Genomic DNA, 12,346 nt, shown 5'->3' with positions numbered 1-12,346 from the left:
TTTCCTCCATCTATTTATTAATCGCTTTCCAGGTACGCACGAGACCAGCTACAATAGGCTTAATCACTTCATGATCTGTATCATATTTATTATGTGATAATGGATTCCAGCTCGTAAATAATCCGCCGGCATTCACTTCCACATCTTTCGTAACAGCCATTCTATATGCATCATTAACCCCTTTTAAAGGAAATGCCAGCACATCATCTTTATCATAAAAGTTAAGCCACTCTCCTTGAACTTCCGGATAAAATGAATGAATCATCGGTGCCGGAACAGTAATCGGTGAACCAAAATCGATATATCTAAGTGACCATAATGCCATTGGGCTGCCAAGTGTGTAGAACAGTGTCAGTGTTTCACATTGTTCGATTGGGGAATTGCTTGTACATTTTACCGTTTCTATTCCTCTATTTTTACGCTTGAATTGCAGATCATAAAAATAATTACTGGAAACGATAGAGCCTAAACTATGACTGATAATGCATAACGGGGCTCTCGGTCCAGCTTTTTCTCTTAATCTATTGATTGCCTTTGCTATGAAGGAATGCACTTTATCATAATTCTGGTTTCCAAGCATTGTTGGCTGATATGCTATAGCATCTGCTAAAAATTCAATAATAAACTGTCTTAAACCGGAGAAGTTGAGATCTGAAGTTGCTTGCAACCTATTCCATAATTCCTTTTGTTCGGGTTCAAATATCGACGACCAATACACTGGTTCAAATACTAATTCCTGCTCTGCATCTTCAATCGCAAGCTCTTTTGTAAAGTCCCTGGAAATACGTTTAATGATTGCCTCTGCAAAATTTTCATCTGGAGTACCTGCCCCGTGAATAACTGCAACCGCAATTTTCTGAGTCAATGTTCTGCCTCCTTTGATATAAGCATGATACATCTAGCTTAATGGATAACAGAATATTTTTTAAGATTAAAAATACCTATATATCGTTGAACCTTCTTTCTACGGATGATATATTTTCTCTCTGGCAGATATATCCGCTCTAATGACGATAAATCCAATCCCCTCTAAATATATCCGCTCTCCAAAATTAGAAAACTTGGTATTCACCAACCCTTTAGGTGAATGCTCATAGCTTGCACTTATGCAGTAAGAAAGTAGTTATACTTTCTTAACTGCCAAAAAAAGAAGACCCGCCTAAGCGAGTCTCCTTAACCAACAGTAGTCAATTATTCAGCTACAACCGGCTCTTCTGCAGTTACCGAAATTTCATGTGGTGCATTCCAATCTACAGCAATGGAGTAGTTTTGCACACGGTTATTAACTGGTGCTAACACTGCACTGTAAAGTGTTGGGAATACAGGAACTTCGTCAACCATTAGCTGTTGCCAGTCACTGTATACCTGTTGACGATACTCAACATCAAATGCTTCTTCAGAAACGCCATCTTCCAATAATTGATCGTTTTCTTCACTTGAATAACGGGAGAAGTTGAACATCGCGTCACGTCCATATAGACCTCTAGGATCTACATCAAAGCCGACGCCCCATGCACCTTGGTAAATATCAACTGCAGGATCGTCTTCTCCAGTCCGTCCTACACGGTCATAGAAAGCATTAAACTCTTGCAAGCGACCATCAAGAAGTTGTACATTAAGACCTACAGCTTCCCATGCTTGCATGTAGTAGTTTGCTAGTGGCTCAGCAACATCTCCACCTTCCATGGCAGCATAGTTAATTACTAGCTCTTCCCCTTCAGGATTTTCACGCATTCCATCGCCATCTGTATCTTCATATCCAGCTTCATCAAGAATCTTTTTCGCCTCTTCTGGATCATATGTTGGTGCTTCAATTGACTCATCACGGAATTCAGGATGTGATGGCGCAATCAATGTATCCGCAGCCCAACGCAAACCATTATAGAAATTCTCAGCTACAGCATTATTGTCAACTGCGTACCACATTGCTCTACGCAAGTTTACATCAGACATTTTCATCGAATCATCTGTAGCTACTTCGCCAGCTTCCGCATCCCATGAACCCAATTTGAATCCAATATACGCATAATAAAGGTCAGTCATTCCTAAAAACTCTACGTTTGACATTTCAGCATTATCAGGATATTGATCTGTTGGGAAAGAATCAACCATATCAACTTCTCCTGTTTCTAATGCTTGAACAACCGTATTTGGGTTAATAACCTTTAATGTTACACCATCAAGCTTTGGCTCACCTTGCCAGTAGTCTTCGTTCTTAACATATGTTACAGATTCACCTGGTGTAATTGTTTCAACTTTAAATGGCCCCATTCCAATTGGATTTTCACGAACAGCTGCAGATTCTTGCATCTCTGCGACCGGAATATCCTGGAAAACATGTTTAGGCATTGCATATGGCCAAATACTACCTGTAAGAAGTGATGGCGTTGCCTTGATGAAAGTGATTTTCAATGTCTTTTCATCAACTATTTCAATACCTGAAATAGAATCAGCTTCTCCATTATGGTATGCTTCCATACCTTCAATGTTTGTGAAGTCAGAACCGTAACGTACCCCAGTGTACTCAGGGTGGCCAATTACTTCATAGGAGTATGCCCAGTCCTCAGCTGTTACAGGTTCACCATCATGCCAGTTTACATTATCTTTAATCGTAAACGTATATGTTCGGTTATCATCACTTATTTCATAAGTTGCAGCACCATCATTGTTGTATCGATATTTTTCATCATTACCAAGTAATGATTCATCGAACCAAGCTAAAATTTCTGCATCTGGAGCACCAGCATAGAAGTTCCAGTTTAATGTTCCTTCAAATGCAGAACTGGAAACTAAACCAAAATTAAGTGTTCCACCTTCAATTGCTTCACCTTCATTTGTTTTAGAAGGAGCGAAATCTTCGACAGAATAAAGCCCGTCATCCTCTTCTGCAGGTTCTTCATCTCCGCCTTCGTCTTCGGCACCTTCATCGGAGCCTTCGTCTGTACCCTCTTCAGTTCCCGTATCGTCAGAACCGGAATCGTCTGATCCTTCATCATCGGAACCACCGCTACATGCTGCAAGAGCAAGTAACAAGATAAGCATTAGCGCAAATAGCGCTTTACTAAAGCTAATCTTCTTCATCCTTGTAACCTCCCTTTTTTTTAAAACCCTTCTTTTTCTTGCATCGGCCATACCTTTTATAGTCTGACCGATAATTTATACTCAACATTAATACATAAGCTACGTATTAATGTAGGTAACATAAGCTAATATTTTTACATTTCTGCTTCCTCAGTAGTCACCCCCTTAAAATTATCCTCTTCTTTGCCTTGCATCGGCTGCACGTTTTAATGCTTCACCGACATTTCTTACAGCAAGCATCAGTAATAGGATTAGCACTGCTGCAGGTACCCAGATCCACCATCTATACTCCAATGTTTGCGGGTTGGTTGCATAACTTAAAAGTGTTCCAAGACTTGGTGTAGACTCCGGAAAACCGAAGCCCAGGAATGAGAGTCCTGATTCCAAACCAATATTTGCAGCAAGGTTTAATGTCATCGTTACAACAATTAGTGATGTTACGTTTGGCAAAACCTGTAAAAACATAATTTTAAAGTTTGATGAGCCAAGCGTCTTTGATGCCTGAGCATAATCCAGTTCCTTTTCCTGTAATACTTTTGATCTGATTAGCCTGGCTATCCCCATCCACAGAAATGCAGTCATAATTAACGAGAATGTCCATACACTGTATGTTGGTACAATTGCAACAAATGCAATAACAACCATCAAAAATGGTAAAATTAAGAAAAAGTCAAGAATACGCATCATCATATTATCAACCTGTCCACCAAAATAACCGGAGACTAATCCATATACAATTCCGATAATTCCAGTCATCAAAGTAACCAGAATCCCAATGGATAGTGAATTACGTGTACCGATAATCAATTGCCCGAAAACATCTCGCCCACCATAATCTGTACCTAACCAAAATTCCTCAGAAGGGGCTTGATGGATTGAAAATAAATCTACCCTTACAATTTCTTCCTTGTTTAAAAATAATGAAATACCATATACAAATGCCGTTATCAGCACTAAAAATATTAGTGAAATTAAGGCCATTTTATCTCTGGTAATTTCACGCCAAAAGATACTTGCCCCAGATGGGCTTTTTGTAGTATCTTGAACTTGATCCTGTCCATTTACGTTATTAGTTTCCATTATAAATCACCTCAGAGTCTGCCTTATTTCTATTTAATACGAATTCGCGGGTCAACAAGACTTAATATAATGTCTGAAATTAGTGCCCCCAAAATGGAAGCTATACCAAATAACAGAACAACAGAAGTTACAACGGAATAATCACGTCCCACAACTGATTCCAGAAACAGTTGCCCCATGCCCGGATAACCAAAGATTTGTTCTACGAAAACCGTTCCTCCGATTAAACCTGTAATTTCAAATCCAAAAAATGCAGCAATAGGCAACAACGAATTCCTTAAAATATGACGGTTATAGACTCTGGATTCTGAAGCCCCTTTAGCTCTAGCAGTAATAATAAAGTCCTTTTGTTTTGTATCAATTATTTCACTTCGCAAATATTGAACCGTATTTACAGTTGTAATCAAAGCCAGCGATAGTGAAGGCAATAGTAAATGCTGAATTTTACTTAGTACATACTCGAAGGTACCTGGCACCATTCCCGGTTCAACACTTCCGCTGGTTGGGAACCATTGCAGTTGGAAACCAAATATCCAGAGAACAACCAATGCAAATATAAATAATGGTGTTGCGAATCCGATATAGGTATAACCTGTAATCATCTGGTCAGCCCATGTATCATTATAGCGACCACTCGTAATTCCAAGTGGTATTGCAATTAAGTATGTAAATATTAATGTTGCTACACCAAGCCAAAATGAGTTTACCAGCCGTTGTTCAATCAGTTCAGTAACCGGCATTTTAAATTTGAATGACTGTCCAAGGTCTCCTTGTACTAGACCAGCTACCCAATCTGCATATTTTATATGCCACGGGTCATTTAACCCTAGTTTTATACGTTGTTCTTCAATAGCAGCCGGATCAATATTCGGATCAAGCAGACCCGAGAGCGCATCTCCCGGCATCATTTCTGCCATAAGAAATACTAATAAACTTAGTAAAATTATTTGAGGGAATGTTATAACAAGTCGTCTTACAATAAATTTCCACATTATTTATTCAACCTTTCTCTGGCAGAGCTACTAGATGTGTATCAGATACGGATTGCAAGCCATAAGCCAAGCCATCGTTATCAAAGTAATCGTTGTAGGAATGTTCATATTCCCTCTGAACTTCTTCCCGGAATTGTTTTTGCGCTTCCCGATTTTTAGGATCAATGTCAGGAATTGCCGCAACGAGTCGTTTTGTATAAATATGCTGTGGGTTTTCAAAAATATCCTGCTTTGTTCCTTGTTCCACATAACGCCCTTTATACATAATTCCGATGTCATCACACATATGTTTAACAACACCAAGATCATGGCTGATAAATAAATATGTTAAATTCAATTCCTTTTGTATGTCTTGCATAAAGTTCAATACTTGAGCCTGCACGGAAACATCAAGTGCAGATACTGGCTCATCTGCAATAATTAATTTAGGTTTTAATGCGATGGTACGGGCTACCCCAATCCGCTGACGCTGCCCACCAGAGAATTCATGTGGATATTTCAAAATACTCTCAGGACTTAATCCAACCATTTCCAATAATTCCCCAACGCGTTGTTTCTCTGCCTGTTTGGAGAGCTTTTCATAGTTACGAAGTGGCTCTGCTACAATATCGAGCACACGTTTCCTTGGATTCAAGGATGAATAAGGATCCTGGAAAATCATTTGAATATCTTTTCGAACAGCAGATGTTTTACTTTTCTTTGACGTAAGATCCTTTCCTTCAAACGAAACCTTACCTGCAGTAATATCATTTAAACCGATAATTGCTCTTCCAGTAGTTGTTTTTCCGGAACCGGATTCACCAACAAGGCCATAGGTTTTTCCTTCTTCAATTGAGAAAGAGACGCCATCAACTGCTTTAACATTGCCTAACGTTCGATTAAACAAACCACCTTTAATTGGAAAATATACTTTTAAATCTTCAACATCAAGAAATCCCATGTGTAGAATCCTCCTTGCTTTCATCCGGGAAGTGAAAATGATTATGACATGTGCAGCGCACAAAATGACCCGGTGCTACTTCATGCATTACGGGATTTTCCTCATGAGCAGAATCATCTATCCAAGGAATTCTTGCAGCAAAGCGACAGCCTTCACGCGGCAGCTTTGAAAGTGATGGTACAATCCCCTGTATAACATGCAGCTCTTCCTGTCCCTCCTGCGTGTTTGGGACGGAGTTTAAAAGCGATCTTGTGTATGGATGCAGTGGATTATCAAATAATGTGTGCACATCTGCAATTTCAACGATCTGCCCTGCATACATTACTGCAACTCTATCCGCCATTTCAGCTACTACACCAAGATCATGTGTAATCAGAATAATTCCTGCATCAATATCGTCTTTCAGGGTTTTAATCAAATCCAAAATTTGTGCTTGAATGGTAACGTCAAGTGCAGTAGTAGGTTCATCAGCAATTAATAATTCAGGCTTATTGGCAATTGCAATTGCGATAATTATCCGCTGTCTCATCCCACCGGATAACTCATGCGGATACTGACCATAAACATGTTCCGGCATTGGAATTCCTACCTTGTTCAATAAATCAATCACTTTTTCTTTACGTTGTTTTTGCGACATTTCCTTTTTATGCAATATAAGTGTTTCACTAATTTGTTCTCCAACAATCATTAATGGATTTAGTGCTGTTAATGGATCCTGGAAAATCATTGCCATAGCTTCACCACGCAGCTTATTTAACTTGGAGGGTGAAATATTCGCAATATCATGTTCTTTAAATAAAATATTACCTTCTATTTTTGCACGATTATGCAGTCCCATAACAGAAAAGGCCAATGCACTTTTTCCCGATCCTGATTCACCGACAATTCCTAAAATTTCATTTTTATTAAGCGTCAGTGTTACATCATCAACTGCCGCATAATAATTATCTTTAATCCTAAATGATGTTTTCAGGTTTTTGATTTCCAACATCTCTTTGCTCAACTTAATCCCCCTAGCATAAATTTTTTCTGTAGGATTATGATATGGCATTAATTATAAGCCATTCACCTGAGATTGAATGCAGGGAACAGATACTTAAACTGCAATACATTCATAATCGTTCCAATTGTTACTATTACCTTAAGCAAAGCGGGCCATTAGGGTAACTTTTTTTACACTGATAGGAAAGTATAACTTTTTTCGGAAATCAGTATAAGAGCAACTAAGGCTTTCGCCATTAAGGCTTGGCGATAAGCCAAGTTTTCTAAGAAAACCGAATTGTCATTACAATTTAAGGTTTCGACCGAACGTTCAGATAATTAAGTTTAAAATATAATCAACTCTATTATGTATTCAACATCTAAATTTAGTTTAATAGTTTTTCTAATCTATTAATTTTAGAATATGCGTAATTGCTATTCTTCAGAAAATTTAAAATGCAGTGAACGCCGTTGAAGTTGTCCTGTTAGTTACACTATTTGCTCACTCATTTCAGGGCTGTTGCTTTCTATTTACGCTGACTATATTTCGGAGTTTTTGTATTATTACAGTATTTAATTTTCCGAAATCTATTCGTAAATAAAACTTAACATATTATAAGTGATTATAAGTGAATAATTTTAAAAAAGCAATATGTTTTTAGATATTTCATAGGTACTATTTTCTAGTAATTGTCGTTAACTGGTTTTTTTAGCCTAATCAAACCACTAAGTTTTTTTCAAATATCCCGAATTAATTGGATTCTTTGCATATTATTTGATAGATTCCCTCAGGTATTTTGGCTCATCACTATTTTGTTTTTTTTACAAAACATTATAGATTTTTTTCCTGAAAATTGAATTTTCCCTTTAGTAATGAAATAATAAGAGATATAAATCCGACTATTATGATAAGAATTAACGAAAGGAGATATTACAATGAAACTTAAAGAACTTAATCATACAGAAGAACGACTTAAATTAGTTAAAGAAACAGTAAAACCATTTACCGAGCGAGCAGAAAAACACGATGAAGAAGCTTCGTTTCCATTTGATAATTTTAGGGATTTAATTTCAATTGGCTACCCTTCATTAACTGTACCGGCAGAAAATGGCGGTATCGGTATCTCTTTATATGAAATGCTAAAATTACAGGAAACGATTGCAAAGGCAGACGGTTCCACTGCACTAGCAATTGGCTGGCATATGGGGATTACGATGCATCTTGGTGAAAACAATATATGGTCTGAAGAAAAATATAAAGCGTATACGGAGGATGTTGTTGACAATGGGGCATTATTAAATAATGCTGCATCTGAACCGGCGACGGGAAGCCCGACACGTGGCGGAAAACCTGAAACATACGCAAAGCAGGATGGTTCCGGGTGGGTAATCAATGGCAAAAAGACGTTTACCACACTTGCACCAATTCTTAATTACTTTGTGGTAAGTGCTTCTATTGATGGAACAGAACCAGAACAGGTGGGGAATTTTCTTGTTAAACGGGAACGAGCTGGTGTGGAAATCGATGAAACCTGGGACTCGATTGCTATGCGAGCAACAGGCAGCCATGATCTTGTTCTGAAAAATGTACATGTAGATAAGGATGACCTGGTAGAGTATCTTACTCCTGGAAACAAACCAGCTGCTGGATGGCTTTTGCATATTCCTGCCTGTTATCTGGGAATAGCCAAAGCTGCTCAAGAATATGCCGTAGGTTTCGCAACAAGCTATTCACCAAATAGTATAAAAGGCACTATTTCGGAACTGCCCAATGTGAAGCAAAAGTTGGGTGAGATGGAACTCCTTATCATAGAAAGTGAGCATTTCCTGTATTCAGTTGCACAAAAATGGGATGAAAGTAATGAAGCTGTTCGTCAAACAATGAAGACAGAGCTCGGTGCAGTCAAATTATCTGTCGTTAACAAAGCCGTTCAAGTAGTTGATCTGGCAATGCGAGTTGCAGGCGCGCGCAGCTTATCATTAAAAAATCCACTACAGCGCTATTACCGGGATGTCCGCGCAGGCTTGCATAACCCACCGATGGATGACATGACGGTAATGCAATTGGCACAGAAGAGTATTGGTGATAGGGTCTGATAGATTGATGCTTTACCCCGAACCTGATGAGTGGTTCGGGTTTTTTTGTGTTTCGAAAACATCAGCCCGTGAACAGAAACTTCAGCTTGAAAGCGAAAACTTCAGACTGTCCCCTCCCCTTTTACATACAAATCCCAACACCGAAACATAATTGAAATACAAATGTAAGATTAGCTTTCACATAAAAAAGGTAATAGTTAATAAGCTTTACAATGTTCAAAACTGTATATATCCAGTTACAAAATTCGGGTGGTGAAAGCATACTACCCTTAAGGAGTGGATAAACATGAAAGGGATTATTCTAGCTGGGGGCAGTGGTACCAGGCTTTCTCCAAGCACGGATAGTATAAATAAGCATTTGCTTGCGGTTTTTGATAAGCCAATGATTTATTATCCGCTTTCAGTCTTGATGCTTGGTGGGATCAAAGAGATCATGATTATTAGTACACCAGAGGATAAACCACGTTTTGAAGGCCTGCTGGGCGATGGACAATCGCTTGGCATCACACTTGAATACCGTGAACAAAGCAATCCAAATGGTATACCTGAAGCATTAACTTTATCAGAGGATTTTATTGGAAATGATGATGTTACATTAATGCTTGGTGATAATATTTTTTACGGTCAGGGCTTTACAACATTATTCCGTAATGCCATTAAAAATCATAAACATGCAACTGTCTTCGGGTATCGGGTAAAAGATGCCAGCAGATTTGGTGTGGTGGAATTCGATCATAATCAAAAAGTAATTTCACTTGAGGAAAAACCGGAACAGCCAAGATCTGATTTTGCCGTGACAGGGCTTTATATTTACGATCATAAAGCTGTCAAAATGGCTAAGAAACTTAAACCTTCAGCCAGAGGTGAGTTGGAAATAACGGATTTGAACAGAGAATATTTAAAAATCGGTCAGCTGGACGTGGAACTATTAGGAAGAGGATTTGCCTGGATGGATGCTGGGACACATGAATCATTATTCGAAGCATCAGAGTTTGTAAAAATCACACAGCAGAGACAGGGCTTCAAGCTTGCATGCCTGGAGGAAATCGCCTTCTATTTAGGATATATATCACGGAACACCATATACAAAAAAGGAAAAACCATGGAAAAAAATGACTATGGGAAGTATTTAATGGAGATAGCCGAACGGGAACATTCCCAGCAGTACTGGGAGTCAATCGATCGAAATCCAATATTGGGGCTGGCTGCAAATGAATAAACAAAAACCAACAATGCTCATCACAGGTGGAGCAGGGTTTATCGGATCAAATTTCATTCATTATTTCCTGAAAAATTATCCGGATAGTCAGTTACTCAATATCGACAAACTCACCTATGCAGGCACAATGGAGAATTTAAGGGAAATAGAAAGTTTAAATAACTATCATTTTATCCAAGGCGATATTACGGATGAGATTTTAATAAATAATATTTTTAATGAATATGACATCGAAGGAATTATCCATTTCGCTGCAGAATCACATGTAGACCGTTCCATTATAGATGCGAGGGAATTTATTCAATCCAATGTTCTCGGTACAATGATCCTCCTGCAAACAGCAAAAGCGCATTGGGAGGAAAAAGATGTACTTTCTGAAAGACGCTTCCATCAAATTTCTACAGATGAAGTGTACGGTTCACTAGAGGAAACTGGTAAATTTAATGAGAATACACCATATGACCCGCGCAATCCGTACAGTGCTTCCAAGGCAGGTGCAAACATGCTTGCTAAAAGCTTTGGTTCCACGTATGGAATGAACATCGTTATTTCCAGCAGCTCGAACAATTATGGCCCCCGTCAGCATGAGGAAAAACTGATTCCGACGATCATTTCAAAAGCACTGTCTCGGGAAAGCATCCCCATTTACGGAGACGGGAAAAATATACGGGATTGGCTTTATGTTGAGGATCATTGCAGGGCAATTGATCTCATCTATCATCAGGCGAATCCGCTTGAGACATACAATATCGGTGGTGGAAATGAAAAAGCGAATATCGAAATAGCAACTGAAATTTGTGAGATCCTTGATCAGCTTGAACCGGATTTAAGAAAAAGGTCTTCATTGGACAGTTTTAAGGATTTAATTACTTTTACCGAAGACCGTCTCGGTCATGACAGAAGATATGCAGTAGATGATACAAAACTAAAAAATGAATTGGGCTGGAAACCGGTGGAACAATTGGAATCAGGACTAAAAAAAACTGTGGAATGGTATGTAAATCAATGGAAAATTCCTACCCTTTAATTTCTGTAGTTATACCAGTATATGGCTGCAAAACCTGTTTACAGGAGCTTTGCAGCCGAATAACAGCAACAGTGGAAAAAATCCCGGCGCAATTGGAAATTATTTTGGTAAATGATGCAAGTCCTGACAATGCATGGGAGGAAATTTTGCTATTGAGCTCTCGTGACAGACGGATAAAAGGACTTGATCTCGCCCGAAACTTCGGCCAGCATCATGCGATTACCGCAGGACTTGATCATGCTTTTGGAGACTGGGTTGTCGTCATGGATTGTGATCTCCAGGATCGCCCGGAGGAAATTATTACATTATATGAAAAAGCATTGGAAGGATATGAAGTGGTTTTCGGCAATCGTGTGGAACGCCAGGATAAATGGCTTAAACGAAAATCATCTCAAATTTTTTACCGTGTTTATGATTATTTTACCGGACATAAGTCTGATCATACTGTCGCCAATTTCAGTATAAACTCACAAAAAGTTGTGCAGGGTTTCAGGCAAATGCGGGAGCAGAATCGATTTTTTCCATTATTTATTCAGTGGATGGGATATAAAACAGCCAATGTGCCGATTGAACATAATTCACGCAGGGAAGGAAAATCTTCCTATAATTTAAAGAAGCTAATCACACTGGCAACGGATGGGGTCATCTCCCAATCAAATAAGCCGCTTCGCTTATCGATTCAATTCGGATTTCTGATCGCTTCCATTTCCTTTATTTATGGAATGTATTTATTCGCTAGATTCTTTTTCCTGGATGAACCTGTAGAGGGCTGGACCAGTGTGATGGTTTCCATTTATTTTATCGGGGGACTTATCTTTTGTAATTTCGGTATCCTCGGATTATATATTGGAAAAATCTTCAATGAAACGAAACAAAGACCACTCTACCTCATACGGGAAACGACAGAAGAAACAGATGAACGGAGCTGA

The 12,346-nt window shown here is 38.7% G+C and carries 10 protein-coding genes; 4 read left to right on the top strand and 6 right to left on the bottom strand.

Translation table 11 applies throughout. The annotated features are described in order from the left end of the window. Window positions 1–10: 10 nt before the first annotated feature. The 6 genes from CIL05_RS04175 to CIL05_RS04150 form a co-directional block, all read right to left on the bottom strand. A complete protein-coding gene (locus CIL05_RS04175) occupies window positions 11–865 on the bottom strand; it encodes a chemotaxis protein (protein ID WP_095654248.1) in 855 nt (284 codons plus the stop codon). Window positions 866–1,191: 326 nt separating this feature from the next. Continuing rightward, window positions 1,192–3,081 (bottom strand): oligopeptide ABC transporter substrate-binding protein, encoded by a 1,890-nt coding sequence (gene opp4A, locus CIL05_RS04170; protein ID WP_095654247.1) that lies wholly within the window; start codon window positions 3,079–3,081, stop codon window positions 1,192–1,194. Between the two features lie 171 nt (window positions 3,082–3,252). Further along, window positions 3,253–4,161, bottom strand: a complete 909-nt coding sequence (locus tag CIL05_RS04165; protein ID WP_095654246.1) for an ABC transporter permease — start codon at window positions 4,159–4,161, stop codon at window positions 3,253–3,255. A gap of 29 nt (window positions 4,162–4,190) precedes the next feature. Then, window positions 4,191–5,153 (bottom strand): oligopeptide ABC transporter permease, encoded by a 963-nt coding sequence (gene opp4B / locus CIL05_RS04160; protein WP_095654245.1) that lies wholly within the window; start codon window positions 5,151–5,153, stop codon window positions 4,191–4,193. A gap of 7 nt (window positions 5,154–5,160) precedes the next feature. Further along, window positions 5,161–6,093 (bottom strand): ABC transporter ATP-binding protein, encoded by a 933-nt coding sequence (locus CIL05_RS04155; protein ID WP_095654244.1) that lies wholly within the window; start codon window positions 6,091–6,093, stop codon window positions 5,161–5,163. After that, entirely contained in the window at window positions 6,080–7,096 is a 1,017-nt protein-coding gene (locus CIL05_RS04150) for an ABC transporter ATP-binding protein (RefSeq protein ID WP_095654243.1), read from the bottom strand. Before CIL05_RS04150 ends, CIL05_RS04155 begins: the two co-directional genes overlap by 14 nt. A 914-nt stretch (window positions 7,097–8,010) precedes the next feature. On the opposite strand from CIL05_RS04150, the gene CIL05_RS04145 reads away from it, so the two are divergent. The 4 genes from CIL05_RS04145 to CIL05_RS04130 all read left to right on the top strand — a co-directional run bounded on the left by CIL05_RS04145 (window position 8,011) and on the right by CIL05_RS04130 (window position 12,346). Beyond that, entirely contained in the window at window positions 8,011–9,171 is a 1,161-nt protein-coding gene (locus tag CIL05_RS04145; RefSeq protein WP_095654242.1) for an acyl-CoA dehydrogenase family protein, read from the top strand. 286 nt (window positions 9,172–9,457) lie between these two features. Then, window positions 9,458–10,390, top strand: coding sequence for a glucose-1-phosphate thymidylyltransferase RfbA (gene rfbA / locus CIL05_RS04140; RefSeq protein ID WP_095654241.1), 933 nt, complete (start codon window positions 9,458–9,460; stop codon window positions 10,388–10,390). Next, window positions 10,383–11,417, top strand: coding sequence for a dTDP-glucose 4,6-dehydratase (gene rfbB, locus CIL05_RS04135; RefSeq protein ID WP_095654240.1), 1,035 nt, complete (start codon window positions 10,383–10,385; stop codon window positions 11,415–11,417). Before rfbA ends, rfbB begins: the two co-directional genes overlap by 8 nt. Further along, complete coding sequence (locus tag CIL05_RS04130; RefSeq protein WP_095654239.1) at window positions 11,396–12,346, top strand: glycosyltransferase family 2 protein; 951 nt, start codon at window positions 11,396–11,398, stop codon at window positions 12,344–12,346. The genes rfbB and CIL05_RS04130 overlap by 22 nt, the downstream gene beginning before the upstream one ends.

The sequence above is a fragment of the Virgibacillus profundi genome (assembly GCF_002287375.1).
Classification (GTDB): domain Bacteria; phylum Bacillota; class Bacilli; order Bacillales; family Amphibacillaceae; genus Virgibacillus_K; species Virgibacillus_K profundi.
This window is presented reverse-complemented; position numbering and strand designations above follow the sequence as displayed.